General features: G+C 69.3%; 26 protein-coding genes and 1 tRNA gene. 4 read left to right on the top strand and 23 right to left on the bottom strand.

The window, feature by feature from the left end:
• Window positions 1-20 precede the first annotated feature (20 nt).
• The 16 genes from rpoB to rplJ all read right to left on the bottom strand — a co-directional run bounded on the left by rpoB (window position 21) and on the right by rplJ (window position 18,580).
• Window positions 21-3,527 (bottom strand): DNA-directed RNA polymerase subunit beta, encoded by a 3,507-nt coding sequence (gene rpoB, locus EWH70_RS09240; RefSeq protein ID WP_130474880.1) that lies wholly within the window; start codon window positions 3,525-3,527, stop codon window positions 21-23.
• 871 nt (window positions 3,528-4,398) lie between these two features.
• Window positions 4,399-4,914 carry a hypothetical protein gene (locus tag EWH70_RS09245; RefSeq protein ID WP_130474881.1) on the bottom strand — a complete coding sequence of 172 codons (516 nt, stop codon included), beginning with the start codon at window positions 4,912-4,914 and terminating at the stop codon, window positions 4,399-4,401.
• A 50-nt stretch (window positions 4,915-4,964) separates the two neighbouring features.
• A complete protein-coding gene (locus tag EWH70_RS09250) occupies window positions 4,965-5,945 on the bottom strand; it encodes a serine hydrolase (RefSeq protein ID WP_130474882.1) in 981 nt (326 codons plus the stop codon).
• Between the two features lie 34 nt (window positions 5,946-5,979).
• The gene (locus EWH70_RS09255; RefSeq protein ID WP_130474883.1) at window positions 5,980-6,891 is read right to left on the bottom strand and encodes a hypothetical protein; all 912 of its coding nucleotides are present in this window, start codon (window positions 6,889-6,891) and stop codon (window positions 5,980-5,982) included.
• 10 nt (window positions 6,892-6,901) lie between these two features.
• Entirely contained in the window at window positions 6,902-7,453 is a 552-nt protein-coding gene (locus EWH70_RS09260; protein ID WP_240686888.1) for a hypothetical protein, read from the bottom strand.
• Window positions 7,454-7,472: 19 nt separating this feature from the next.
• Window positions 7,473-8,753, bottom strand: coding sequence for an MCE family protein (locus EWH70_RS09265; RefSeq protein ID WP_130474885.1), 1,281 nt, complete (start codon window positions 8,751-8,753; stop codon window positions 7,473-7,475).
• Window positions 8,753-9,940, bottom strand: a complete 1,188-nt coding sequence (locus EWH70_RS09270) for an MCE family protein (RefSeq protein WP_130474886.1) — start codon at window positions 9,938-9,940, stop codon at window positions 8,753-8,755. Before EWH70_RS09270 ends, EWH70_RS09265 begins: the two co-directional genes overlap by 1 nt.
• Window positions 9,937-11,115, bottom strand: a complete 1,179-nt coding sequence (locus tag EWH70_RS09275) for an MCE family protein (RefSeq protein WP_130474887.1) — start codon at window positions 11,113-11,115, stop codon at window positions 9,937-9,939. Before EWH70_RS09275 ends, EWH70_RS09270 begins: the two co-directional genes overlap by 4 nt.
• Window positions 11,112-12,098, bottom strand: coding sequence for an MCE family protein (locus EWH70_RS09280; RefSeq protein ID WP_130474888.1), 987 nt, complete (start codon window positions 12,096-12,098; stop codon window positions 11,112-11,114). The genes EWH70_RS09275 and EWH70_RS09280 overlap by 4 nt, the downstream gene beginning before the upstream one ends.
• Window positions 12,095-13,126 (bottom strand): MCE family protein, encoded by a 1,032-nt coding sequence (locus EWH70_RS09285; protein WP_130474889.1) that lies wholly within the window; start codon window positions 13,124-13,126, stop codon window positions 12,095-12,097. Before EWH70_RS09285 ends, EWH70_RS09280 begins: the two co-directional genes overlap by 4 nt.
• The gene (locus EWH70_RS09290) at window positions 13,123-14,451 is read right to left on the bottom strand and encodes an MCE family protein (protein WP_130474890.1); all 1,329 of its coding nucleotides are present in this window, start codon (window positions 14,449-14,451) and stop codon (window positions 13,123-13,125) included. Before EWH70_RS09290 ends, EWH70_RS09285 begins: the two co-directional genes overlap by 4 nt.
• Entirely contained in the window at window positions 14,448-15,296 is an 849-nt protein-coding gene (locus EWH70_RS09295) for an MlaE family ABC transporter permease (protein WP_130474891.1), read from the bottom strand. Before EWH70_RS09295 ends, EWH70_RS09290 begins: the two co-directional genes overlap by 4 nt.
• On the bottom strand, window positions 15,296-16,048 hold the full coding sequence (locus tag EWH70_RS09300; RefSeq protein WP_420809047.1) for an MlaE family ABC transporter permease: 753 nt from the start codon (window positions 16,046-16,048) through the stop codon (window positions 15,296-15,298). Before EWH70_RS09300 ends, EWH70_RS09295 begins: the two co-directional genes overlap by 1 nt.
• Window positions 16,049-16,086: 38 nt before the next feature.
• Window positions 16,087-17,232, bottom strand: a complete 1,146-nt coding sequence (locus EWH70_RS09305) for an ABC transporter ATP-binding protein (RefSeq protein WP_130474893.1) — start codon at window positions 17,230-17,232, stop codon at window positions 16,087-16,089.
• Window positions 17,233-17,588: 356 nt separating this feature from the next.
• The gene (gene rplL / locus EWH70_RS09310) at window positions 17,589-17,978 is read right to left on the bottom strand and encodes a 50S ribosomal protein L7/L12 (RefSeq protein WP_130474894.1); all 390 of its coding nucleotides are present in this window, start codon (window positions 17,976-17,978) and stop codon (window positions 17,589-17,591) included.
• A 50-nt stretch (window positions 17,979-18,028) separates the two neighbouring features.
• Window positions 18,029-18,580 carry a 50S ribosomal protein L10 gene (gene rplJ / locus EWH70_RS09315; RefSeq protein ID WP_130474895.1) on the bottom strand — a complete coding sequence of 184 codons (552 nt, stop codon included), beginning with the start codon at window positions 18,578-18,580 and terminating at the stop codon, window positions 18,029-18,031.
• Between the two features lie 320 nt (window positions 18,581-18,900).
• Between rplJ and EWH70_RS09320 the strand changes: the two genes are divergently transcribed.
• The gene (locus EWH70_RS09320) at window positions 18,901-19,761 is read left to right on the top strand and encodes a hypothetical protein (protein ID WP_420809045.1); all 861 of its coding nucleotides are present in this window, start codon (window positions 18,901-18,903) and stop codon (window positions 19,759-19,761) included.
• A gap of 47 nt (window positions 19,762-19,808) precedes the next feature.
• On the top strand, window positions 19,809-20,807 hold the full coding sequence (locus EWH70_RS09325) for an ABC transporter substrate-binding protein (protein WP_130474897.1): 999 nt from the start codon (window positions 19,809-19,811) through the stop codon (window positions 20,805-20,807).
• Window positions 20,808-20,875: 68 nt separating this feature from the next.
• Here the strand turns inward: EWH70_RS09325 and rplA are convergent, their stop codons facing one another.
• The 5 genes from rplA to EWH70_RS09350 form a co-directional block, all read right to left on the bottom strand.
• On the bottom strand, window positions 20,876-21,592 hold the full coding sequence (rplA, locus tag EWH70_RS09330; protein WP_130474898.1) for a 50S ribosomal protein L1: 717 nt from the start codon (window positions 21,590-21,592) through the stop codon (window positions 20,876-20,878).
• A 73-nt stretch (window positions 21,593-21,665) separates the two neighbouring features.
• Window positions 21,666-22,100, bottom strand: a complete 435-nt coding sequence (rplK, locus tag EWH70_RS09335; RefSeq protein WP_130474899.1) for a 50S ribosomal protein L11 — start codon at window positions 22,098-22,100, stop codon at window positions 21,666-21,668.
• A gap of 76 nt (window positions 22,101-22,176) precedes the next feature.
• Window positions 22,177-22,968: a transcription termination/antitermination protein NusG gene (nusG, locus tag EWH70_RS09340; protein WP_130474900.1), complete on the bottom strand. Its 792-nt coding sequence runs from the start codon at window positions 22,966-22,968 to the stop codon at window positions 22,177-22,179.
• An 84-nt stretch (window positions 22,969-23,052) separates the two neighbouring features.
• Window positions 23,053-23,484, bottom strand: a complete 432-nt coding sequence (gene secE, locus EWH70_RS09345) for a preprotein translocase subunit SecE (protein WP_130474901.1) — start codon at window positions 23,482-23,484, stop codon at window positions 23,053-23,055.
• A gap of 42 nt (window positions 23,485-23,526) precedes the next feature.
• Window positions 23,527-23,599: transfer RNA gene (locus EWH70_RS09350), tRNA-Trp, on the bottom strand.
• 175 nt (window positions 23,600-23,774) lie between these two features.
• Between EWH70_RS09350 and EWH70_RS09355 the strand changes: the two genes are divergently transcribed.
• Both EWH70_RS09355 and EWH70_RS09360 read left to right on the top strand, forming a co-directional pair.
• Window positions 23,775-24,671, top strand: a complete 897-nt coding sequence (locus EWH70_RS09355) for an LLM class F420-dependent oxidoreductase (RefSeq protein WP_130474902.1) — start codon at window positions 23,775-23,777, stop codon at window positions 24,669-24,671.
• A 55-nt stretch (window positions 24,672-24,726) separates the two neighbouring features.
• Complete coding sequence (locus EWH70_RS09360; protein ID WP_130474903.1) at window positions 24,727-25,632, top strand: SGNH/GDSL hydrolase family protein; 906 nt, start codon at window positions 24,727-24,729, stop codon at window positions 25,630-25,632.
• Here EWH70_RS09360 and EWH70_RS09365 read toward each other — a convergent pair.
• Both EWH70_RS09365 and EWH70_RS09370 read right to left on the bottom strand, forming a co-directional pair.
• Window positions 25,629-26,024, bottom strand: a complete 396-nt coding sequence (locus EWH70_RS09365) for a MaoC family dehydratase (RefSeq protein WP_130474904.1) — start codon at window positions 26,022-26,024, stop codon at window positions 25,629-25,631. The two genes, EWH70_RS09360 and EWH70_RS09365, sit on opposite strands and share 4 nt — an antisense overlap.
• Window positions 26,021-26,470 carry a MaoC family dehydratase N-terminal domain-containing protein gene (locus EWH70_RS09370; RefSeq protein ID WP_130474905.1) on the bottom strand — a complete coding sequence of 150 codons (450 nt, stop codon included), beginning with the start codon at window positions 26,468-26,470 and terminating at the stop codon, window positions 26,021-26,023. Before EWH70_RS09370 ends, EWH70_RS09365 begins: the two co-directional genes overlap by 4 nt.
• Window positions 26,471-26,493: the final 23 nt, after the last annotated feature.

Raw genomic sequence — 26,493 nt, forward strand, 5'->3', positions numbered from 1 at the left:
CTCCCGGCCCAGGTGCGAGGTCATTGCACGACGTCGTCCACCGAGGGCGACTCGTTGCGGGACAGGTTGATGCCCAGGTTCGCGGCAGCCCGCTCCAGGTCCTCGTCGTCGGAGTCGCGCATCTCGATCGCGGCGCCGTCGGTGGAGAGGACCTCCACGTTCAGGCACAGCGACTGCAGCTCCTTGAGCAGAACCTTGAACGACTCGGGGATACCCGGCTCCGGGATGTTCTCGCCCTTGACGATGGCCTCGTAGACCTTGACCCGCCCGATCACGTCGTCGGACTTGATCGTCAACAGCTCCTGCAGCGTGTAGGCCGCACCGTAGGCCTGCATCGCCCAGCACTCCATCTCACCGAAGCGCTGGCCACCGAACTGCGCCTTACCACCCAGCGGCTGCTGGGTGATCATCGAGTACGGACCGGTGGACCGGGCGTGGATCTTGTCGTCCACCAGGTGGTGCAGCTTCAGGATGTACATGTAGCCGACCGCGACCGGGTACGGGTACGGCTCGCCGGAGCGGCCGTCCAGCAGCGTCGCCTTGCCGTTCGGGCCGACCATGCGCTGGCCGTCCCGGTTGGGCTTGGTCGACGAGAGCAGCCCGGTGAGCTCCTCCTCGCGGGCACCGTCGAACACCGGGGTGGCGGTGTTCGTGCCAGGGTCGACGTCGCGCAGCTCCTCGGACAGGTTCTTCGCCCAGTCCGGGTTGCCCTCGACCTTCCAGCCCTGCGAGGCCAGCCAGCCCAGGTGCAGCTCGAGGATCTGGCCGATGTTCATCCGTCGCGGCACACCGTGGGTGTTCAGCACCACGTCGACCGGGGTGCCGTCCTCCAGGAACGGCATGTCCTCGACCGGCAGGATCTTGCCGATGACGCCCTTGTTGCCGTGCCGGCCGGCGAGCTTGTCGCCGTCCTGGATCTTCCGCTTCTGCGCCACGTAGACGCGGACCAGCTCGTTGACGCCCGGGGGCAGCTCGTCGTCGTCCTCGCGGGAGAACACGCGGACGCCGATGACCTTGCCGGTCTCGCCGTGCGGCACCTTCAGCGAGGTGTCGCGGACCTCGCGGGCCTTCTCACCGAAGATCGCACGCAGCAGCCGCTCCTCCGGGGTCAGCTCGGTCTCACCCTTGGGCGTGACCTTGCCGACCAGGATGTCGCCGTCGCGGACCTCGGCACCGATGCGGACGATGCCGCGCTCGTCGAGGTCGGCCAGGACCTCCTCGGAGACGTTCGGGATGTCCCGCGTGATCTCCTCGGCACCCAGCTTGGTGTCGCGGGCGTCGATCTCGTGCTCCTCGATGTGGATCGAGGTGAGCACGTCGTCCTGCACCAGGCGCTGGGACAGGATGATCGCGTCCTCGTAGTTGTGGCCCTCCCACGGCATGATCGCCACGAGCAGGTTCTTGCCGAGCGCCATCTCACCGTTCTCGGTGGACGGGCCGTCGGCGATGACCTGGCCCTTCTCGACCCGGTCGCCCTCGTTGACGATCGGCCGGTGGTTGAAGCAGGTGCCGTGGTTCGAGCGGCGGAACTTGTACAGCCCGTAGCTCTTGCGGGTGCCGTCGTCGTGCATGACCGTGATCAGGTCCGCCGACAGCTCCTCGACCACACCGGCCTGCTCGGCGACGAGGACGTCACCGGCGTCGACCGCGGCCCGCAGCTCCACACCCGTGCCGACCAGCGGCGCGGAGTTGCGCAGCAGCGGAACGGCCTGACGCTGCATGTTCGCGCCCATCAGCGCGCGGTTCGCGTCGTCGTGCTCCAGGAACGGGATCATGGCCGTGGCCACGGACACCATCTGCCGCGGCGAGACGTCCATGTAGTCCACGTCGAGCGGGTCGATCAGCTCGACGTCGCCGCCCTTCTTGCGGACCATGACGCGGTCCTCGAGGAAGTTGCCCTCGTCGTCGATCGGCGCGTTGGCCTGCGCCTTCACGAAGCGGTCTTCCTCGTCCGCGGTCAGGTAGTCGATCTGGTCGGTGACCCGGCCCTCGACGACCTTGCGGTACGGCGTCTCGATGAAGCCGAACGGGTTCACCCGCGCGTAGGAACACAGCGACCCGATCAGGCCGATGTTCGGGCCTTCCGGGGTCTCGATCGGGCACATGCGGCCGTAGTGCGACGGGTGGACGTCGCGGACCTCCATGCCGGCCCGCTCACGGGACAGACCACCGGGGCCCAGCGCGTTCAGGCGGCGCTTGTGGGTCAGGCCCGACAGCGGGTTGTTCTGGTCCATGAACTGCGACAGCTGGGAGGTGCCGAAGAACTCCCGGATCGCCGCGGTGACCGGGCGGATGTTGATCAGGGTCTGCGGCGTGATCGCCTCGACGTCCTGGGTGGTCATCCGCTCGCGCACCACGCGCTCCATGCGGGAGAGGCCGACCCGGATCTGGTTCTGGATCAGCTCACCCACGGTGCGCAGGCGGCGGTTGCCGAAGTGGTCGATGTCGTCGGTCTCGACCGGGATGGTCTCGTCCGAGCCCGCGACCTGCATCCGCTCCTCGCCGGCGTGCAGCCGGACCAGGTACTCGATGGTCGACACGATGTCGTCCTCGGTCAGCGTGCCGGTGTCGTACGGCAGCGAGAGGCCGAGCTTCTTGTTGACCTTGTACCGGCCGACCTTGGCCAGGTCGTAGCGCTTGTGCTTGAAGAACAGGTTCTCCAGCAGCGTCTGCGCGCTCTCCTTCGTGGGCGGCTCGCCCGGGCGGAGCTTGCGGTAGATGTCGAGCAGCGCCTCGTCGGTGCCGGCGGTGTGGTCCTTCTCGAGGGTCGCCAGCAGCGTCTCGGAGAACGAGAAGCGCTCGCGGATGGCCTCGGTGGTCCAGCCCAGCGCCTTCAGCAGGACGGTGACCGGCTGGCGGCGCTTGCGGTCGATGCGGACGCCGACGGTGTCGCGCTTGTCGACGTCGAACTCCAGCCACGCACCCCGGCTCGGGATGATCCGGACGCTGTAGACGTCCTTGTCGGTGGCCTTGTCGACGGTCTGGTCGAAGTACACGCCGGGCGAGCGGACGACCTGCGACACCACGACACGCTCGGTGCCGTTGATGATGAACGTGCCCTTGTCGGTCATCACCGGGAAGTCACCCATGAAGACCGTCTGGCTCTTGATCTCGCCAGTGTTGTTGTTCACGAACTCGGCGGTGACGAACAGCGGCGCGGCGTACGTCATGTCCTTGTCCTTGCACTCCTCGACCGAGGCCTTGACCTCGTCGAAGCGCGGATCGGAGAAGGAGAGGGACATGGAACCGGAGAAGTCTTCGATCGGCGAGATCTCGTTGAGGACCTCTTCGAGACCGCCGACCGGGTTCTCCTCACCCTCCTCGACGCGGCGCTGGAACCACGCCTCGTCGCCGGTGAACCACTCGAACGACCGGATCTGCACGTCGAGCAGGTTCGGCGTGGTCAGCGGCTCGCGGATCTTCGCGAAGGAGACGCGCTTGGGCGCGTTGGGGATTACCGTGTTCTCCGAGTCAGATACAGCCGAGGTGGTCGCAGCAGTGGCCTGGTTCGCGGGAGAGACTGCCAAGATGCGTCCTTCCGGGGACAAATGTGCGGCTGACAGCCCGGTAGCAATGCGCATCACGGTCTGTCAAGGGTGCGGTGGTGCCGACCATCCTAGCTACCTGCTCAGGGCAGCCTGAAAGTGGGCAGCGCAAAGAAGCAGTCTAGCCCTAATGGCGGCATCTGTCGAGGGGGCTCTCCGACCGGGGCCCAACCTCGCGTGCAGCGCCTTCACAGGCTGTCCTGTACCGCTTCCTCAGTACACCGGTCCGCCCCTCCCGCATGAGGCCCGGACCGCTGCTGTAAGCGTGACCGTCCCGGCTCCCGCAGTCAAGATGCCACGCCCCGATCCCGCCGCTTGGAGGAGTGCCCCCGCTCCCGCGCGCCGCGAGTCCACCCCTGCGGACCTGCGAGTCCACCGTTGCGCCCCCGCGAGTTGACCATTCGGCGCACGCTGACGTGGTGGCGCCGATGCCGTGAGGGGGCCTCACGGCATCTGACGCCAGGGCCCCGGCGAAGTCCGGGTGCTGTGTGCCCCCAATGTGGCATTGGGGGAGTTCAAGTTCCCCAATGCCACATTGGGGAACTTTGCTGGGTCTCTTTCGTGGTGACGGCTGGGTCTGCTGGGCCGGATGTGACTGGTGAGGCCGCGACGCCGGGGTGGATGGTCGTGAAGGCCACCTTCACCACATGAGACGACACAAACTCGACCTTCACACCGGACAGCGGGCTATCCGCCCCCGTGTCCGTGGCAAGCACGCCGGAGCGCCGAGGCGGCTTTAGCGGGCTAAAGACGGTTCGGGCGGGGGGCGGAACGGTCAACTCGCGGGAGCGCAACGGTCAACTCGCGGGGCGGGAACGGTGGACTCGCGCGTCAGAACGTACGACTCGCGCGGTCAGTCGACTGGGCGGAGGGGGACGACTATCTGCGTGTTCAGCCAGTCACGCAGGTCGGTCCAGGGGCGCAGCTCGGACTCGGGCGGGCTCGGCACGCCGTCGACCAGCTCGCCGTAGCTCCACGCCCGCAGCCAGGCGTCCAGCGCCACCCACAGGTCCAGCGCGACCATGCCCCAGACGTAGCGGTCCGGCCAGCCCCGCAGCTCGACCACCGCGCCGGACGGCGGCAGCGCGTCGAGGAACTTCCGCAGGTTGTTGACGGCCGGGATGAGGATCTCCAGCTCCGGCAGCGGCGTCGACAACGCCATCCGGTGCGCCCAGATCAGCGCGTCCAGCCGCGGGTCCGGCCTGCCGAGCACGCCACCCCGGGCGTGCTCGGCCAGCCGGGTCACCATCAGCCGGCGCAGACCGTCCGCGTTGATCCGCAGCAGGTGCAGGTAGCCCGGGTGGAACACCCCGATCCAGGCGTCCTCGTGCCGGTCCCAGCTCACCTCGCCAACGAACGGATTGCCCACCTCGTCAGCGTTTCACATTCGAACGGCCCATCCGGGCACTTTCGGACAACTCAGCCACCGTTGTACGGCCGGTAGGCCGGAGCCGTGAACGTCCGGGCCGCGGGCGCCGACAGCTTGCCGACGGCGTCCATCATCGCCCGGCCCAGCGCCGCCCTGGCCTTGAGCGCCGGGTGCGTCGCGCCGAAGTCGGCGTCGTTGGCGGCCTTGTCACCGGTGAACGTCCCGGACGCGAACAGCGAGTAGGTCACCACCGGCTTGCCCGCCTCGTCGAACATGATCCCGGCCTCGTTGCGGCCGTCGTTGAACCAGCCGGCCTTCGTCGCCACCCGCAGCCGCTCCGGCGAGCGCAGGTGCAGCCGCACGCCGTCGGTGAACGACGTCAGCGAGCGCAGCACCGACAGCAGGTAGTCGGTCGACGTCTTCGCCAGCAGCGTGCCCTCGACCAGCCTGGTCAGCAGCGTGTGCGTCTCGTTCGGCGTCGTCTTGCCCAGGAAGAACCGGTTCGGGTTGGCCACCGGCACCACCTGCGTGTGCACGAAGCCCTTCGCCCGCAAGATCTCGTTCAGCTCCGCCGCCGGGCACACCAGCCCACACAGCCGCACGGCGGTGTTGTCCGACACGGTCAGCAGGTTGGCCAGCACGTGCCCGAGGGTCACCGAGCTGGGGTACGCGCCGTCGAGCCCGAAGATGCCATCGGTGTCGCGGATGACGATCTCGGCCGTCACGTCGACCCGCTGGTCCAGCTTCAGCAGCCCGCGGTCGACCTTGTCCAGCACCGCGGTCGCCACCGCGAGCTTGTTCACGCTGTACGCCTCGACGACCTCGTCCGCCCGCTCCGACACCGGCCGCGTCCCGCCGGCGGTGATCACGGACGACCAGGTGCCACCGGCCCTGCCGACCTCACGCCGGTAGACGGCGGCAATGCGGTCGGCGGGCGAACCCGCACTCGCCGAACCCGCGCCGACCAGCACACCGGCCGTCGCGGCGGCACCGATACCCAGCATCCGCCGCCGGTTGACCCCAGACCCCATCACGTTCCCCAATCGCTCGACTGGAGTAATCGTGTCAGTTGCCGGGCGGGGCCGGTACCGGAGGCTGGCCCGAGGCCGGCGGGGGCGACGTCGGCTTGGCAGGCTGACCGCCCGCGTAGGTCTCCAGGTCGGTGACCTTCCACTTGCCGTCGCGGTACTCGGTGTTGAACCACATCTGCGCACCGGCCGACGACGTCTTGTTCTGGTCGGTCCTGGTCGAGGTCTGGTCGACGAACACCATTACCTTGGCCCGGTCGCCGTCGAGCATCACCACGGCGCTGCGGGTGACCTTCACGGTGACGACCATCTTCTGCTCCGGCGCGAGCCGCTTCACCTCGGCCATCAGCACGTTGTACTTCGTCCGGACCTCGTCCCCGGCCAGCAGGTCGTTCGCCGCGTTCTCGGTCTTGGCGATGTCGTTGAAGTTGTACGAGAACAGCGACTCGGCCGCGGTGGTGACGGCCTGCTTGACCTGCGCGGTCTTGGCGACGTCGAGCAGCGCCGCGTTCTCCGTGGGGCCCGAGGCCTGCTGTTCCTTGATCTTGAAGAACACCGCGAGGCCACCGAACACCAGCGCGACGACGACCATCACGGCGGCCAGCTGGTACCACCGCCTGACCCGCCGCTCGGTCGTCTCGGGGAGCTTGGGCGCGGGCTCGTCGGCGACCTCCGGCTCGCTGTCGGTCTTCGGCCCCCAGTCCCGCTTGGACTTCTGCCGCGGCCGCGGCTTCTCCTCCGCCTCCTCGGGCTCCTCGACGACCGGCACCTCCGTGCCGACGGTCGACACCGGCTCGGTGGCCTCGACCACGGGCTCCGGTTCCGGCGAAGGCTCAGGAGCGGGCCGCGGCCGAGGGCTCGGCCGGTCCGCGCTGGTTCCGGGCCTGCGGATGCCGGCCACCCGCGGGCGGCGGGACGGCGGCTCGGCCGGACGGCGAGACTGTGGCAACACGAACTCCCTACTGCGTGGCACCGACGATCGGCACGTTGCCGATGCCGGTGAGCTTCCAGTCCTCGCCGACGCGGCTCATGGTCAGCTCCAGCCGCAACGACTTCACGCCCTTGTCGGCACCCTTGCTGACCTCGGTCGAGATGGCCGCGAGCACGCTGGCCTCGCCCTTGTGGTTGTCGAGCTCCTCGACGGCGACGTCCTGGACGGTCGTGACCACCGAGGTCTTCGCCTCGGTGATCGCCTTGCGATAGGTCTCCTCGGACTTGTTGATCTGCTCGATCATCTGCGGCGCGGCGATCTCCCGCTGACGGGCGAAGTAGGCACCCAGGTCGGCGTGGTCGAACTCGGTGAACGCCTTGACCGCCGTGGTCGCGGCCCGCGCGACGTCGTCCCGCGACCGGGCCAGCGCGGCGTTGTCGTCGCCGGAGGCCAGCGCCCACTGGACGCCGAAGATGCCCGCGACCACCACGGCCGCGACGGCGAGGGCCATGGACCCGAGGAACACCAGCTTCGGCGTGCGCGCGGGGTCCCTGTCCTCGGCGGCGTCGCTTTCGGTCACGTCATCTCCTTCCACGTGCTCACCCGGCCAGGCCGAGCAGTTGTCCCGGGCTCAGGATGGTCAGCCCCGGCGCGCCGCCGACGCCCGGCACACCGCCGCGGGTGGCCCGAAGATACGCCAGCTCCTCGGCGGACCGGCCGGAGTTGGCGTCCACCTCCTCCTGGGACGGCACGGTGGGCACGCCGTTGTACGGCGCGTTCTGCGCGCCGCGCACGCTGATCGGGCTGCCCTTCGGCTCGGCGCAGTACGCGTCGGTCATCGGCTCCCTCGGCGTGAGGTCCTCCGGCCGGTTGCCGGTGCGGAACTCGGAGTACGAACGGTAGCCCTTGGTACACGACGGCGGGTCGAACAGGTTCAGTGCCAGCCCGAGGTGCGCGGTGCCGTCGCCGGGGGCCACCGTGTGCGCACCGACCGACAGCAGCGGGTAGGTCACCAGTCCCTGCTCCAGCCCGTCCAGCCGGGTGACCAGCAGGTTCGACGTCGTCAGCAGGTTCGCCGTGAGCGCGCCCAGCGCGGGCCCGGTCTCGGCGACCACCTCGCTGATCTGCGTGGCGACCTGCGGGGTGATGCCGATGAGCCTGCGCAGGTCGGGGTCGGTGTCCTTCAACGTCTGCGACAGTTTCGCCAGGTCACCACTGAACGACTTGAACGACCCGGACAGCTCGTTCTGGGTTTCCAGCACCTTGCCGCCCTGCTCCAGCAGCGTCACCGTCTGCGGCAGGTTCTGCTGGGCGGCCCTGGTGAACTCACGGGCGGTGTCCATCAGGTTCTGCAGGTCGCCGCCGGTGCCGTTGAACGCGTTGTAGCTCTCGTCGACGACGGTGCGCAGCGCGTCGGTCGGCACCGAGGATGCCAGGCTGTCCAGGTCGCCGATGACCTGCTCGGTCGGCACCGGCGTGCTGGACCGGTTGACCGGGATGACCGAGTCCTGCTCCAGGTACGGGCCGTCCTCGCTGACCGGCCGCAGGTCGACGAACTGCTCGCCGACGGCCGACCGGTTGACCACCAGCGCCTGCAGGTCGGCGGGGATCCGCGGGGTGTCCGGCTCGATGTTGAGGTCGACCTCCAGGCCACGTTCGGTCAGCCGCAGGTCGCCGACCCGGCCGACGTTGTAACCACGGTAGGTGACCTCGGCGTTGCTGAAGATCCCTCCCGAGGAGGCAAGTTCCAGCCGCACGGTGTAACCACCGGCGCCGAACACCCGGTCGATGTCGGTGAACCGGAACAGCGCGTAGACCACCGACACCACCGCGATCAGGAAGAACGCGGTGAGCTGCAGCTTCGTCCTGCGAACCAGCATCAGCCCGCACCTCCGTTCAGAATCCCGAAGATGCCGCCGACGCCGGTCTGCTGCGGCTGCGGCTGGCCCCCACCGGGTGCGGGCTGCTGCGGGCTCATGCCGGGGATCGGCAGCGGCGGCGGCGCGTTCGGCTGCTCACCGACGTGCGTGCCGTCCAGCTGCGGCGGCAGCAGGTCCTGCAGCGGGTTCTGCCTGCTCCGGCCGAGGTTGGCCAGCACCTCGCTGAGGTTCAGGTCGATCTTGGCGTACAGGTTGAAGTAGTCGCCCTTGGCACCGGCGACGGCGGCGTCGCTGAACGGGTAGGTCAGCAGCACCTCCAGCGCCTTGGGCAGGGCGGACCCGGCCTCGCCGAGCTTCTCCAGTGACGGCTGCAGCGCCTTGAGGTTGGCGACCAGGTCGGCCGAGCTGCGGTTGATCGTCTCGGTGGCCACCCCGGACAGGTTGCGCAGCGCCTGCAGCATGGTGACCAGCTGGCCACGCTGCTCCTCCAGCACCTTCAGGCCCGGCCCGAGTTTCTCCAGCGCTCCGGCGATGGTGTCGCGCTGGCCGTTCAGCGTCGTCGACAGCCGGTTCAGCCCGTCCAGCGCCCGGGTGATGCTCGCCGACTGCTCGTTCAGGCTGGTGACCAGCCGGTTGGCGTTGTTGAGCAGGTTCTTCAGGTCCGGCGCCCGGCCCTGGGTGGCGGCGTTGAGTTCCTTGGTGATCGTGTTGAGCTGCTCCACGCCACCGCCGTTGAGCAGCATCGACAGCGCGCCGAGCACCTCCTCGACCTCGACGTTGCGGTTGGTCCGCTCGATCGGGATCAGCATGCCCTCGCCCAGCCTGCCCTGGGCCTGACCGGCGGCGGGTGGTGCCAGCTCGACGTACTTCTCGCCGAGCAGGCTGGACTGCCGCAGGTTGGCCAGCGCGTTGGCAGGCAGCTCGACCTCACCGTTGACCAGCATGGTGACCTCGGCGGTCCAGCCGTCCGGCGCGACCTGGATGTTCTCCACCCGGCCGACCGGCACCTCGTTGACCTTCACGCCGGACTGCGGCACCAGGTCCAGTGCGTCGCGGAAGTGGACCTTGATCGTGTACGGGTGGTCGCCGAGGTCCGCGCCACCGGGCAGCGGGATGTCGTAGATGCCGGTGAATCCGCAGCCGCCCAGCGCGAGCACCCCGGCGCAGGCCAGCACGAGACGCTTCATCGCGCACCCCCGTAGACGGCCTCGGCCACCGGCAGCGGCAACGGCGGCAGCTGTCCGCTGTTCGCGGCCTGGATGACCTGCGCGATCGACGGTGCGGGCACCGTGCCGTCGATCAGCGGCGCGACCTTCCCGCACAGGTCGCCGAGGGCGTCGAGGGCCTCCGGGGTCTGCCTGAGCAGGTTGCACACCATGGCCGCGGGCGGCTGAGTCAGCTCGTTCAGGTTGGCCCGCGCGTCCAGGGTTCCCGCCGACGCGTTGTAGGTGTTGACCAGGTTGCCGAGGCCGACCGGTGCGACGTCGAGGATCTCGGCCAGCGCGCCGCGCTGCTCGACCAGCACCCGGGTGACGCTGGCCAGCTTCTCGACGTTGGTCCGCAGCCGCTGCCGGTTGTTGTCCACGAACGTCTTGACCGACTCCAGCGTCGTGCCGAGCTGCTGCACGGTGGCGGCCAGGTTGGCGCGCTCGCCTGCCAGGAAGCCGCTGACGTCGGCGAGCTGCCGCTCGAACGTGCGGATCTGCTGGTCGCTGCCTGCCAGCGTGGTGGAGAACTCGCCGAGGTTGCGCACGGTGGCGAACAGGTCGTCCGAGCTGCCCGCCAGCGTGCCCGACGCCTGCCCCAGCCTGCTGATCGTGTCATGCAGTGCCTGGCCGTTGCCCTTGAAGTTCTCCGCGAGCGTCTTCAGCAGGTCGGACAGCGAGCCGTCCTTGTTGGCGCCGTTCGGCCCGAGCGTCTGGCTGACCCTGGTCAGGCTGGCGTAGAGCTCGTCCACCTCCAGCGGCACCGACGTGCGCTCAATCGGGACGACGGTGCCCTCGGCCATCACCGGACCGCCGGTGTAGGCAGGCGCGAACTGCACGTAGCGGTCGCTGACCAGCGACGGCGCGACGATCACGGCGCTGGCGTCGGCCGGGATGTTGACCGCCCGGTCGTACTCCAGCTGCACCCGGACCCGGTCGCCGAGCGGCTCGACCTTCGTGACCGTGCCCATCTCCACGCCCAGCATCCGCACGCTGTTGCCCTCGTACAGGCCGACCGCGGTCGGGAAGTACGCCGTGGCGTGCTTCTTGCCGGGGTCCTTCAGCGTCCACCACAGCACGCCGGCCACGACGAGGCCGAACACGCAGGCCACGGCGACCCAGCGGGCCGCCGCCTGTCCGAACCGTGTCTGTGTCATCGCGAGTGGCACCCGTCCTCGTTGATCGGTCCGACCGACGGCAGCACCAGGCCGCAGATGTAGTTGTCGAACCAGCGCCCGTTGCCGATGGTGTTGGTGAACACCCGGATGAACGGGGCGAACTTGTTGATGCCCTCGCCCAGCGCCTCCTGGTTGCGCTGCAGCATGGCGGTGAGCTGGTCGAGCTGGGTGAGCACCGGACCGAGCTGCTCGTCGTTGTCGTCGATCAGCCCCCGCAGCTCGGTCGACAGGGTCTTGGTCGACTCCAGCAGCGTGGTGATGGCCTGCTTGCGGCGGCCGACCTCCTCCAGCAGCTTGTTGCCGTCACCGATCAGCCGGGTGACCTCGGCGTCGCGGTCGGCCAGTGTGCCGGACAGCTGCCGGGTGTTGGCCAGCAGGCCGCGCAGCTGGCTGTCCCGGGTGGCGATGGTCTCCGACAGCTTCGACAGCCCGGACAGCGCGCCCTTCACCTCGTCCGGGGTGTCGGAGAAGGTCTGCGAGATGACGTCGAAGCTCTGCGCCAGCTGCTGGGTGTCGACCTGGTCGACGGTCTGCGACAGCCCGCGGAACGCCTCCAGCACGTCGTAGGGCGCGGCGGTGCGGTCCTTCGGGATGGCGTCGTCCGGGTCGAGCACGTTCTGCCCGGCCGGGTCGAGCGCGAGGTACTTCTGCCCCAGCAACGTCTTGATCTTGATGGCGGCGCTGGTGCGGTCGCCGAGCCAGGCGTCCTTAACCCGGAACGACACCCGCACCTTGTCGCCGTCCAGCTCGATGTCGGACACCGCGCCGACCTTGACGCCCGCGATCCGGACCTCGTCGTCGGGCACCAGGCCGGCTGCCTCGCTGAACTCGGCGGTGTAGCTGGTGCCGTTGCCGATGATCGGCAGCGCCTCGGAGTTCAGCGCCGCGACCACGCCCAGCCCGATGACCGCGATGCCGACGACCGCGATCGGGACGGGATTGCGCTTCTGGAAGGACTTCATGCCGTGCACCGCTCCCTCGTGGCCGGAGCGATCGGGACGTCGATCGGCTGACTGATCAGCGGCGGCAACGCCACGCTGCCGCTGGCTTCGCACAGGTAGAAGTTGAACCACGAGCCGTAGTCCGCCGTGCGGGTCAGCGCGGTCACCTTCTTCGGCAGGAACTGGATGAAGTGCTCCACCAGCGCCTCGCTGTCGTTGAGGTTCTTCGTCAGCGTGCCCAGTGCGGCGATGTCGTTCTTGAGTGGTTCACGGGCCTCGGTGAGCAGGCCGGCGGTGGTGTCGGCGAGCCCGCCGAGCGACTCGATGGCCTCACCGATCGGCTCCCGGTCCGCGGCCAGTCCGGTGACCAGCTCCTGCAGCCGCACGATGAGGTCGTTCAGCTGCGGGCTGCGCTCGTTGACCGTGGTCAGCACGCCGTTGAGGTTGTCGATGACCTCGCCGATCACGCGGTCCTTCTCGGCGATCGTCGTGGTCAGCGACGCGGTGTTGGCGAGCAGGCTCTCCACCGTCCCGCCCTCGCCCTGCAGGACCTGGATGACCTGGTAGGACAGGGTGTTGACGTCCTCCGGCGACAGCGCGCGGAACAGCGGCTTGAAGCCGTTGAACAGCTCGGTCAGGTCCAGCGCGGGCCGGGTGCGCTCCAGCGGGATGGAGCCGCCCTCCGGCAGCAGCCGGTCCGGGTCGCCGGTGCCCTGGCCGAGCGCGATGTAGCGCTGGCCGACGAGGTTGCGGAACTTGATCGTCGCGGTGACGCCCTCCGGCAGCCGCCGTCCGGCGTCCACCTCGAACTCGACCTCGGCCTGGCGCCGGTCGACCACGCGGACGTCGGTGACCTGCCCGACGCGGACACCCGCGATGCGGACGTCGTCGTTGGGCAGCAACAGCGTCGCGTCGGTGAACCGCGCGCTGTAGGTCTTGGTGCTGCTGAGGTTCACGTTGGCGACGCTGATGCCGAGCACGGCGGTGAACAGCACGGTGACCACGATGAACGCGATCAGCTTGACCAGCGGAGCGGTCAGTCCCCTCATCGGATCGTCACCTCCGCCCCGCGGTAGAGCGGGCCGACCAGCAGCGTGCTCCAGCTCGGCACGGTGGCGGGGTCGACGCCCGCCTGCATGCCGACCAGCTGGCCGAGCAGGTCACGTTCGGCGTCGCTGTAGGCCAGCCCGCCCGCGGCGCTGCCGCCCTGCATGACCTTCTCGGCGTTGGTCGGTGGCAGCAGGCCGTCGTTGTACGAACGGGCCGCCGGCGGCGAGACGCTGCCGTCCTTGATCGGGCCGTCCGGCGGGTGCTGCGGGAACGGTTGCGGGAACTGTTTCATGTCGTAGCAGCGCGGTCCGCGCTTGTCCTCGAACCTCGGCTCGTCCTGTCCCGGCTTGTACGGCCCGCGGTTGGCGACGATCTCGATCGTCGCGTGCAGGCCGGGTTTGTTGGTGCCCTTGCCGAAGGCCTGGTCGATCTTCGGCAGCACCTCGGCCATCTGCCCGATCACGCACGGGTACTCGGGCGCGTACTTGGCCAGCAGCTCGGCCGTCGGCCGCGCGGTGTCGGCCAGCGAGATGAGGTTCTCCTTGTTCGCGGCCAGGAACGACCGCAGGTCCTCACCGGCCGTGGTGAGGTTTCCGTACAGCGCCTGCAGGTTGTTGCGCTGGTCGACGACCGTCTGCGAGGTCACCGACAGGTTGCCCAGCGTCGCCACCACGTCCGGGGCGGCGTCGGCGAGGCTCTCGGAGAACTTCGCCAGCTCGGTCAGGTTGTGCTGCAGGGCGGGCACGTGCGGGTTCAGGTCGCCGACGTAGGTGTTCAGCTCGGACAGCGTCTCGCCGAGTGGCTTTCCCCTGCCCTGCAACGCGGTGGAGATGGCGGTCAGCGTGCTGGACAGCTTCTGCGGCTGCACCGCCTGCAGCACCGGCAGCAGGTGCTCGAACGCCTGGGACAGCTCGACGGCGGCGCTGCTGCGGTCCTGCGCGATGACGTCACCGTCGCGGATGGACTGCCGGGCGGGCTGCTCGGGGATCTCCATGGCCACGAACCGCTCGCCGAACAGCGTCTTCGGCAGGAAGCGGACGGTGACGTTGGCCGGCACCAGCTTCGCCGAGTCGGGCAGCAGCGACAGGGTCAGCTCGGAGCCTTCCGGCGTCGGGGCGACGCCGGTGACCGTGCCGATGATCAGGCCGCGCAGCTTGACGTCGGACCGCTCGGCGAGCTGGTTGCCGACCTTGTCCGCGCGCACCTTCACCGTGACGAACGAGGAGAACGCCTTGCTGTACATGGCGATGCTCAACGCGATGGCGCCGACCATCACGACGACGAAGCCCAGCCCCAGCAGCCTCCTGCCGACGACGCCGCTCATCCCGCGATCCTCACCGTGACATCGGTGCCCCACACGGCGAACCCGATGAAGAAGTTGACGATGGCCACGGTGACGATCGTCGTGCGCACCGCCCTGCCGACCGCGACGCCGACACCGGCCGGGCCGCCGCTGGCACGGTAGCCGTAGTAGCAGTGCGACAGGATGATGATCACCGAGAAGATCAGCACCTTCGCGAACGATATGAAGACGTCCTGCGGTGGTAAGAACAGATTGAAGTAGTGGTCGTAGGTGCCCGCGGACTGGCCGTAGAAGTACACCGTGACCACGCGTGATCCCAGATACGACATCAGCAGGCCGATGATGTACAGCGGGATCACCGCGATGAACCCGGCGATGATCCGGGTCGTCACCAGGTAGGGCAGGCTCGGCACGCCCATGACTTCCAGCGCGTCGATCTCCTCGGAGATGCGCATGGCGCCGAGCTGGGCGGTGAAGCCCGCGCCGACCGTCGCCGACAGCGCGAGACCGGCGACCAGCGGCGCGATCTCGCGGGTGTTGATGTAGGCCGAGGCGAACCCGGCGAACGCGGCGGTGCCGATCTGGTCCAGCGCGGCGAAGCCCTGCAGACCGACGACGACACCGGTGAACACGGTCAGGCCGACCATCACGCCGACCGTGCCGCCGATGACGGCCAGCGCGCCGGAGCCGAAGCTCACCTCGGCCAGCAGCCGCATCGTCTCCTTGAGGTAGCGGCGGACCGAGCGGGGCACCCAGGCCAGCGCGCGGACGTAGAACGACAGCTGGTCACCGAGCTGGTCGAGCACGCCGAGCGGGGCGTTCACCACGCGGCGCGCCCCCTGGCCGAATGCGGAGCGGACGGACATCAGCTCCCCTTCGCCGGAACGACCTGCAGGTACAGCAGGGTGAGGATGAAGTTCACGAAGAACAGCAGCAGGAACGTGATGACCACGGCCTGGTTGACCGCGTCACCGACGCCCTTCGGCCCCGGCGGCGGGTTCAGGCCGCGGTAGGCGGCGACCACGCCGGCGATGAAGCCGAAGATCAGCGCCTTCAGCTCGCTGATCCACAGGTCGGGCAGCTGGGCCAGCGCGGAGAAGCTGGCCAGGTAGGCGCCGGGCGTCCCGCCCTGCAGCACGACGTTGAAGAAGTAGCCGCCGAGCACGCCGATGACGCTGACGACGCCGTTGAGCAGCACCGCGACCAGCATCGAGGCCAGCACCCTCGGCACGATCAGGCGCTGCACCGCGGAGACCCCGAGGACCTCCATGGCGTCGATCTCCTCGCGGATGGTGCGGGCGCCGATGTCGGCACAGATGGCCGACCCGCCCGCACCGGCGACCAGCAACGCGGTCACGATCGGCGCGGCCTGCTGGATGATCGCCAGCACGCTCGCGGCGCCGATGAACGACTGCGCGCCGAGCTGGGTGATCAGCGAGCCCAGCTGCAGTGCGACGAGCGCGCCGAACGGGATCGCGACCAGCGCCGTCGGCAGGATGGTGACGCTCGCGATGAACCACGACTGCTGGATGAACTCGCGCAGCTGGAACGGTCGCTGGAAGATGCCGCGAGTGACGTCGAGGCCGAGTGCGAAGAGCTTCCCGGTCTCCCGGAGCATCCCCATCCCGGGGATGCGTGCGGCGGTGGAGCGTGACGTCACGTGCTGCCCTGCCCACGGTTCGGCGGGGCCTGCCACTGGGCGCCGGGCAGCTGGGCGACCTGGTCGGTCGGCAGCTGGCCGGAGTGGTGCCGCGGCGGCACGTCACCGCGATTGTTGATCCGGGCGGTCTGTCTGGCCGGGCCGACGCCGTAGTGGCGCTGCTCCTCCGGCGTCAGCGAGGCGATGATCGTCTCCCTGGCCTCGGCGGGCAGGGTGTGCAGGATCCGCATGACGCGGTCCTTGCGGCGGCGGACGCCCTGGCGTTCGGGCAGGCCGGGCGTGGGCTGCATCTGCGCGGGCACGCCGCTGACGTCCTCCACGCCGCCCGCGTGGTGACCGGCCTCGAACATGGCGCGCTCGGCGGCCATCTGCGCCGAGTCCTTCTCCTCGCTCATGCCGATCGGGCCGTCCATCGTGCCGTTGAGGAACTGCTTGACGACCGGCTCCTCGCTGGTCAGCAGCACCTCGCGGGGGCCGAACATGACCAGCTCCTTGCGGAACAGCATGCCGATGTTGTCCGGGACGGTGCGGGCGAGGTTGATGTTGTGCGTGACGATCAGGAACGTCGCGTCGATCTGGGCGTTGACGTCGATGAACAGCTGGCTGATGTAGGTGGTGCGGACCGGGTCGAGGCCGGAGTCGGGCTCGTCGACCAGGATGATCTCCGGGTCCAGCACCAGTGCCCTGGCCAGGCCGGCGCGCTTGCGCATACCGCCGGAGATCTCGCCGGGGAGTTTCTTCTCCGCACCGGACAGACCGGTCATCTCCAGCTTCTCGAGCACGATCCGCTTGATCTCGGACTCGGACTTCTTGGTGTGCTCACGCAGCGGGAAGGCGACGTTGTCGTAGAGGTTCATCGAGCCGAACAGGGCGCCGTCCTGGAACAGCACGCCGAACATCTTGCGGGTGTCGTAGAGCTTGTGCTCCGAGCAGGTGACGATGTCGACGCCGTTGATCACGCAACTGCCGCGTTCCGGCTTGAGCAGGCCGATCATCGACTTGAGGAACACCGACTTGCCCGTCCCCGACGGTCCGAGCAGCACCGAGACCTCGCCGGGCGGGAGGGTCAGTGTGACGTCCCGCCAGATGGTCTGCTTTCCGAAGGACTTCGTCAGGCCCTCGATGACCACCTCGGCACCCATTGCACCTCCACGCTGAAGCCCGTGCGCACTCCGGCCGCGGGAACCGACCGCTCCCTGGTGCAACGAGCCAGGTCGCCGGGAGGTTACTCACGAGTTTTCGAGTGGCCGGCCGGGCGCGGCACCGCAGCACCGTAACCCATCCGGGTCCCCCGCGCAGCCCACCGCAGCGGCTTTAGCGGGCTAAAGACGGTCGGTCCGGGAGTGCGACGCCGGTATGTCGGAATTCGCAGCGCCCCGGCCGTCACGGGAACCGGCTTTAGCACGCTAAAGACGCCTCGGCGGGCATGCGAAAGGGGCGGGCGCCCGGAGCCCGGGTGCCCGCCCCTTTCGGCGGAATACTGGTCAGACCAGCAGGGTCACTTGAGGGTGACCTTGGCGCCGGCGCCCTCCAGCTTCTCCTTGGCGGCGTCGGCGGCCTCCTTGTCGACCTTCTCCAGGATGGCCTTGGGCGCGCCCTCGACCAGCTCCTTGGCCTCCTTCAGGCCCAGGCCCGAGACGACCTCGCGGACGACCTTGATGACCTGGATCTTCTTGTCGCCGGCCGACTCGAGGACGACGTCGAACTCGTCCTGCTCGGCGGCGGCCTCGGCCGGGGCGGCGCCCGTCGGGGCGGCGGCGACGACCGCGGCCGGGGCGGCGGCGGTGACGTCGAAGGTCTCCTCGAACTGCTTCACGAACTCGGACAGCTCAAGCAGCGTCAGCTCCTTGAAAGCGTCGAGCAGTTCCTCGGTGCTCAGCTTCGCCATGGTGGCGTTCCTCTCTAGATGCGAACTCTACGTTCGGGGGTGGTGGTTGATCAGCTCTCGGCTGGTGCCTCGGCACCGTCGCCGGCCTCGCCCTTGCGCTTCTCCTCGAGCGCGGCGGCCAGGCGGGCGACCTGGGAGGCCGGCGCCTGGAACAGCGCGGCCGCCTGGGACAACTTGGCCTTGAACGCACCCGCGGCCTTGGCCAGCAGGACCTCACGGCTGTCGAGATCGGCGATCCGCGTGATCTCGTCGACGGTGAGGGCCTTGCCGTCCATGTAGCCGCCCTTGATGACCAGGGCGGAGTTGTCCTTCGCGAAGTCACGCAGTGCCTTCGCGGCGTCGACCGGCTCGCCCTCGACGAAGGCGATGGCGGTCGGACCGACGAAGAGGTCGTCGAGACCCTCGACGCCCGCGTCCTGCGCGGCACGCTGAACGAGGGTGTTCTTCGCGACCCGGTACTTGGCAGAGGTGCCGAGAGCGTCGCGCAGCTGCGACAACTGCGCCACGGAGAGGCCGGTGTACTCAGTGACAACGGTTGCCGAGCTGTTGCGGAACCGGTCCGCGATCTCGGCGACGGCCGCCACCTTGTCAGGCTTCGCCATGGTCGCCTCCTCTCTTGGCTGGTGACCGCCGGCCTCGAGAGTCCCCCGAACGACAAAACGCCCCGGCGCAGCAGGCGCGGGGCGTCGGCGCGCACGCGTGAGCGTGCGACATCGTTCCTCGTTCCTCCTGCGCGGGCCGCCCGCCGTCAACGGGACCTTCGTTCCCCCGGCCTTTCGACCAGGAGAAGACCAGCGGTCTTCGGTAGAACCGCAGACCAGCATACGTGACGCTGCGCGCACCCCGTCCCCACCCCCACCGAAGCGTCTTTAGCGGGCTAAAGCCGATCCGGTCGGCGACGGGACGGGCACGGACCGGCATCATGGTGGGCGTGGCTGAGCAACGGCGAGACGAGCAGGAACCGGCGGGCCCGCGGCTGGATCCCGAGCAGGTGCGCCAGTTCCAGCAGTTTCAGCAGTTCCAGGACTTCCTCCGCTACCAGGAGGCGCAGCAGCAACAGGGCGGCGGGGTCGTGCCCTATCAGCAGGCCCAGCCACCCGCCGCACCGCCGCCACCTCCCCCGCCCGAGCGGTTCCAGCAGGCGGGCCCACCCGAACTGCCCCCGGGCTCGCAGCCACCCAAGCGCCGCCTCCCCCGGTGGGCCCGCTGGATTCTCGGCAAGCTGCTCGGCTGGCTGCTCCTGCTGATCGTGCTGGTGATCGCGGGCCGCCTCGCGTGGAACTATTTCTTCGCCGACCAGGACACCGGCCCCACCGGCACCCAGGGCGGCGGCGGGACCTACCACACCAACAAGATCCTCTCGACGTCTCCGTTCGAGGCCGTCCGCTCGGTGTACGACGCGATCGCGCAGGAGGACCCGCGCAACAAGGAACCGCTGGTCGCGCAGGCCTGCGGCCGGTTCGACGAACCCATCCAGCAGAAGTTCGCGCAGAACATGGGCTTCCCCGACTGCCGGGCCGCGGTGATCGCACTGCACGCCCAGGTCACCCACGCCACCCGGTACGCCGAGTCGATGCCGTCCTTCCGCTCCACCCCGGTTCCTGGCGACGAACTGAAGATCAGCTCCTGCCGGGACAACATCACCGGCGGCATCCGCAACGGCCCGGCGCTCGGCCTGTTCACGGTGCGCAAGGTCGAGAAGGGCCAGTGGCTGATCGTCGACCACGCCCCCGAGCCGCCGTGTGCACCGCCACAGCAGACGGGCACCACCCCCACCCGCTGACAGCCGCCACTTAGGGTTGCCTCACCTGATCATGGAGGTGGTAACCCGTGCGTTCATTCGCACTGGCAGCGGGCATCCTGCTGCTCGCCCCCCTGGCCGCCTGTGGTTCCGGCGACGACCAGGCCGCCGGCACCGGCTGGACGTTCACCGACGGCCGCGGCATCACCGTGACCGCCCCCGAGACGCCGAAACGCATCGTCGCCCAGGTCTCGGCCGCGGCCGCGCTCAAGGACTTCGGCGTCCGCGTCACCGGGACGTTCGGCCCGCTCACCCGCTCGAACGGGACGGTCGAGCCCGAGGCGGGCAGCCTCGTACCGGCCGAGGTCACCGACGTCACCGGCCCCGAGTACGGCACGCTCAACCTGGAACGGCTCGGCAGCCTCGACCCGGACCTGCTGGTCAGCGGCAAGTACGCCGAGTTCCCCGGCCTGTGGCACCTGCTGGAGGACCAGGAGGAGAAGGCCAAGCAGTTCGCGCCCACCGTCGGCATCCAGCAGTCCGGCGCCGACCTCCCCGCCACCATCGGCAGGTACGCCGAGCTGGCCCGCCGCCTCGGCGGCGACGTCGACTCCGAACGCGTCCGCGCCGACCAGCGGGCCTTCGAGGCGGCCGCGCAGCGCCTGCGGACCATCGGTGACCGCATGCGCGCGGCCAACCGCAGCATCCTCGCCGTCGGGGGCGTGCAGGGCGAGTACTTCGTAGTCGTTCCCGCCCGCAACCCCGACCTCGCCTACTACGTCCAGGGCCTCGGCCTGCCGATCCGCACGCCGGACAAGCCGGACACCGCGGGCGGCGGCTACTTCGAACGGCTGGCCTGGGAGCAGGCCGACCGCTACCAGGGTGACGTGCTGATGTGGGACACCCGGCCCGCCTCGCTGCCGCCGGACCAGCTCAAGGCCAACCCGGTGTTCGCGGCCATGCCCGCGGCCAAGGCCGATCGCTTCGTCGAGTGGGACGCCGTCGCGCCGCTGAGCTACGCCAGCTACGCACGGATCATGACCAAACTCGCCGACCAGCTCGACGCCAAGCTGACCGGCCTGCTCTGAGCGCGCAAAAAGAGGGCGGCCCCGCGCGAACCGCGGGACCGCCCTCGCCCTCAGTGAGGCTTACTCGCTCAGGAGGCGTCCTCGCTGAGCAGGTTGCGCGTCCGGGCCGGGTCGACCGGGATGCCCGGGCCCATCGTCGTGCTGAAGGTGACCTTCTTCAGGTAGCGGCCCTTCGCCGACGACGGCTTGACCCGCAGCACCTCGTCCAGCGCGGCGGCGTAGTTCTCCACCAGCTTGTCGGTGTCGAACGAGGCCTTGCCGATCACCATGTGCAGGTTGGCCTGCTTGTCGACGCGGAAGTTGATCTTCCCGCCCTTGATGTCGGCGACGGCCTTGGCCACGGCAGGCGTCACGGTGCCGGTCTTCGGGTTCGGCATCAGGCCACGCGGGCCCAGGATGCGGGCGATCCGCCCGACCTTTGCCATCTGGTCCGGAGTGGCGATCGCGGCGTCGAAGTCGAGCCAGCCACCCTGGATGCGCTCGATCAACTCCTCCGAACCGACCGCGTCGGCACCGGCGGCTTCGGCCTCGGCGGCCTTGTCACCAACGGCGAACACGATGACGCGGGCGGTCTTACCGGTTCCGTGCGGCAGGTTCACGGTGCCGCGGACCATCTGGTCGGCCTTGCGGGGGTCAACGCCGAGCCGCATGGCGACCTCGACGGTGGCGTCCATCTTGACCTTGGAAGTTTCCTTGGCGAGCTTCGCGGCCTCCAGCGGCGCGTACAGCCGCGTCTTGTCCACGAGCTCGGAGGCCTGACGGTAGGCCTTGCTGCGCTTGGTCATGCTCTGTTCCTTCTGGGTGTTCAGAGTTGTGGTGCGGGCCAGCGCGGCCCCTCCCACGAATTGCGAGTGTGTGTCAGCCCTCGACCGTGATGCCCATCGACCGGGCGGTACCGGCGATGATCTTCGCGGCCTGGTCGATGTCACGGGCGTTGAGGTCGCTCTTCTTCGTCTCGGCGATCTCGCGCACCTGCGCCATGGTCACCTTGGCGACCTTGGTCTTGTGCGGCTCGCCGGAGCCCTTCTCCACACCCGCGGCCTTCAGCAGCAGCTTCGCCGCCGGCGGGGTCTTGAGCTTGAAGTCGAACGAACGGTCCTCGTACACGGAGATCTCGACCGGCACCACGTTGCCGCGCTGCGACTCGGTGGCGGCGTTGTAGGCCTTGCAGAACTCCATGATGTTCACGCCGTGCTGACCCAGCGCCGGGCCGACCGGCGGAGCCGGGTTGGCCGCACCCGCCTGGATCTGCAGCTTGATGATCGCTGCAAGCTTCTTCTTCTTGGGTGGCATTCTTGTTCCTGTTCAACTGATACGTCCCCCACGCGCCTGCCAGCAACGCGGGGACTGCCGGCCGAATTCCCGGCCGTCAGATCTTGGAGACCTGGTTGAACGACAGCTCGACCGGCGTTTCCCGGCCGAAGATCGACACCAGGACCTTCAGCTTCTGCCCGTCCGCGTTGACCTCGCTGATCGTGGCGGGCAGCGTGGCGAACGGGCCGTCCATGACGGTGACCGACTCGCCGACCTCGAAGTCGACCTCGACCGCGGGCGCCCCCAGCGCGGCCTCGGCCGCGGCGGTCTCGCCCTTGGCCTTGGCCGGAGCGGCCTTCTCGACCTGTGGCGCGAGGAACTTCAGCACGTCGTCGATGGTCAGCGGCGACGGACGCGAGGTCGCGCCGACGAACCCGGTGACGCCGGGCGTGTTGCGCACCGCGCTCCACGACGCGTCGTTGAGGTCCATCCGGACCAGGATGTAGCCGGGCAGCACCTTGCGCTGCACCTGCTTGCGCTGGCCGTTCTTGATCTCGGTGACCTCTTCGGTGGGCACCTCGATCTGGAAGATGTAGTCCTCGACGTCCAGCGTCTGGGTCCGGGTCTCGAGGTTGGTCTTCACCTTGTTCTCGTACCCGGCGTAGGAGTGCACCACGTACCACTCGCCGGGCGCGGCCGACAGCTCGGCACGCAGCTTGGCGACGGGGTCGTCGTCGTCGGATTCGGGCTGGGCGGCTGGCTCCTCCGGCGCGACGGTGTCGTCGGTGTCCGGCACCTCGACCGGCGCGGTGTGCTCGGCGTCGTCGTTCTCAGCGGCCTCAAGCACCTGCGCGTCAGAGAGAGCGGTCAGGTCCTGACCGTTCTCCGTGCCGTTGTCGGAGGTCACGTTCCGTCCTCTCGTCGATCATGTGTCGTATCCGGGCACGCCCGGCGCAGCCGCGGTGACGATCACCGGCAGCGCGCGGTTCGCTCAGCTACCGAATACGGCACCCACGGCCTTGCCGAAGGCGAAGTCCAGTCCGAAGACCAGCGCCACCATGAAGGCAACGAAGACCAGCACCACCGCGGTGTAGGTGACCATCTGCTTGCGGGTCGGCCAGATGACCTTCCGCAGCTCCGCCCACACCTCGCGGATGAAGCGGCTGAGCCGCTTGAACACCGAGGCCTGCTTGGTCTTGGTGTCCCGCTTCGGGGTCGGCTTGGCCTTCGAGTCGGACTTCTCCGCCTCGGACTTCGCCTTGCCCGCGGGCCGGGTCTTGTCGTTGTCCTCGTCCGGCTTGGCCGCCCCGGCTTTGCCGGCAGGCCGGGTGGAGGCGCGGCGCTCACGCCGAGCCGCGGCGGTGACCGGGCGGGAAGGGCGCTTCGGCGCCTTCTCCTGGTCCTTCTCGCCGTCCTCGCTCACGAACCACTCCTCCGGTCGTCTGCCTCAGCCGGTTCAGCTGCGCAGGGGTGACAGGACTTGAACCTGCAACCTGCGGTTTTGGAGACCGCTGCTCTGCCAATTGAGCTACACCCCTTCGAGCGGCAAGCCGCCCGCGGGACGCCCTTCACCCTCCCCGCGTTCCCAGCGGGGACCAGGTTCGTGCGTTCCAAGTTCGGAAGTCTACGGCAAGCCGTACCCGGCCGTGCAACCGCGCCCCTCGAACCACGATTTCACCTCGGCGAACGGCCCGTTCGTGACACGATTCGGGCATGTCGAGTGCCGTTCGCATCGGTCTGGGACTTCCACACTACGGTCCGCTCGCCGAACCTGACCGGATCGCCCCGTTCGCCGCGGCCGCCGAGCGGCTCGGCTACGAGTCGCTGTGGGTCGGCGACCGCGTGCTGACGCCGGTCCGCCCCAGCGACCTGTACCCGCGCGGGACGCCGGAACAGCCGTATCCACCGCAGTTCACCCGCTATCTCGACCCGCTGCTGGCGCTGACCGTCGCCGCGACCGCGACGAGCCGCATCCGGCTGGGCAGCAGCGCGTTGATCGGCACCCTGCACACCCCGGTGCTGCTGGCCAGGACGCTGACCTCGCTCGACCTGCTCAGCGGCGGACGGCTCGACGTCGGGCTCGGCATCGGCTGGCTGCGTGACGAGTACACGGCCGCGGGCGTGCCGTGGGCGAAGCGTGGTAGGCGGCTGGACGAGCTTCTCGACGCCCTGACCGCGTTCTGGACCGGGGACCCGGTCGTGCACACCGGCGAGAACTGGACGATCCCGGAGGCCGTCGTCGACCTGCGCCCGGCGCAGCGTCCCCATCCGCCGGTGCTGCTGGCGGGCCATTCGCCCGCGGCGATCACGCGAGTTGCCCGGCGGGCACAGGGCTGGTTGCCCGGCGGGCTGCCGCTGGACGTCCTGGCGAAGCAGTGGGAGACCATCCGCGCCACCGCCGAGCAGGCTGGCCGGGACCCGGACACGCTGCGGCGGGTCCTGCGGCTCAACCCGCGGACGGGCACCGCCGCCGACGTCGCGCCCCAGGTGCTCGCCGCCGCCGAGGCCGGCTGGACGGAGGTGTTCGTCGACCCGCACTTCGTCGCCGACAGCGTGGCGCACGCCGAGGATCTGGCCGGTGAGCTGTGGGAGCTGGTGTCCCGAGGGTGACGTTCACCCGGTGTGGCGACGGCGAACGGGCCACTCGTCGCGTAGAACGGAGGACGTGGCGAGCAAGAGCGGAGGGACCGGCTGCCTGCTCGTGGTGCTGGTGCTCGGCGTGCTCGGATTCGCCTACTACAAGTCGCTGGACGGCAGTTCGCAGACGCCGCCCGCGCCGCCCGGCTCCCAGATCGGCGGCGGCACCGGCCGCTACGTCGCGCTCGGCGACTCCTACACCTCCGCGCCCAAGACCGGCGCGCAGGCAGGCGAACCGGCGGGCTGCGCGCGATCGGCGGTGAACTACCCGCACCTGGTGGCCGCCGAGCTCAGGCCGAAGGAGTTCGTCGACGTCAGCTGCGGCGGCGCGACCACGGCCAGCCTCACCGGCGAGCAACGCACGCGGGACGGCGTGAACCCACCGCAGCTGAACGCGGTCAACGCCGAGACGACGCTGGTCACGGTGGGCATCGGCGGCAACGACGTGGGCTTCGTCGGGCTGGCGGGCCAGTGCCTCGCCGACTCCGCGCAGGCGTCGCCGTGCAAGCAGCGGCTGACCGCGGGCGGCAAGGACCAGCTGGCCGCCAAGATCGACACAGCGGCGAAGCGGGTGGGCGAGTCGCTGCGCAAGATCCGCGCCAAGGCCCCGAAGGCGCGGGTCGTGCTGGTCGGTTACCCGACGATCCTGCCCGACGGCGACGGCTGCTGGCCCTCGCTGCCCGTCGGCGCACCCGATGTCGCGTACCTGCGCGAGGGCCTGGCGAAGTTCAACACCGCGCTGTCCGAGCAGGCCAAGGCCAACCAGGCCGGGTTCGTCGACACGGCACGGCCGAGCAAGGGCCACGACCTGTGCGCGCCGACGAACGAGCGCTGGGTGGAGGGCCTGGTCCCGGCGTCCCCGGCGACCGCACTGCACCCCAACGCGAAGGGGCAGAAGGCCACGGCGGACGCCGTGCTCAGGGTCGTCCGCTAACGGACCACCGCGACGGCCTTGCCCAGCACTGTCCGGCCGTCGAACTTCGCGGTGATCGCCACGGTGGCGGTGCCGTCGTCGTGCACCTTGCTGACCTTGCCGCTGAGCTCGACCAGGGCGCCCTCGTCGTCGTCCGGGACGACCACGGGCCGGGTGAACCGGCAGCTCAGCTCGACCAGCCTGCCGGGGTCGCCGAGCCAGTCGGTGACCAGCCGCCCGGACAGCGCCATGGTGAGCATGCCGTGGCCGATGACGTCGGGCAGCCCGACACCCTTGGCGAACCGCTCGTTCCAGTGGATGGGGTTGAAGTCCAGCGACGCACCGGCGTAGCGGATCAGCTGTTCCCTGGTGACCCGGTACTCGCGGGCGGGCAGCTCGTCACCGATGTTCACGCGTCCTCCCCTCGGACGACCAGCTGGGCACGCGTGGTGCAGACGTGCTCGCCCTCGACGGTGGTGATCTCGGCGCGCACGTTGAGGAAGTCGTTGCCGGCGCGGGCGAAGATCTCCTCGATGTGAGTGGTCAGCTCGAGCCGGTCACCCGCGCGAACGGGCCGGCTGTAGCGGAAACTCTGGTCGCCGTGGACCATCCGCGAGTAGTCCAGCCCCAGTTCGGGGTCGGCCACGATCTTGTTGATCGACGGGATGTTGATGATCGTCAGGAACGTGGGCGGCGCGATCACGTCCGGGTGACCCGCGGCCCGCGCGGCCTCGGGGTCCCGGAAGACCGGGTTCTCGTCGCCGATCGCCTCGGCGAACTCGGCGATCTTCTCCCGGCTGACTTCGTAGCTTCCCGAGGGCGGGTAGGTCCGCCCGGCGAATGAGGGGTCCAAAGGCACGCCAGCAGGCTACCCGTAGGGGA

This window comes from Amycolatopsis suaedae (assembly GCF_004214935.1).
Classification (GTDB): domain Bacteria; phylum Actinomycetota; class Actinomycetes; order Mycobacteriales; family Pseudonocardiaceae; genus Amycolatopsis; species Amycolatopsis suaedae.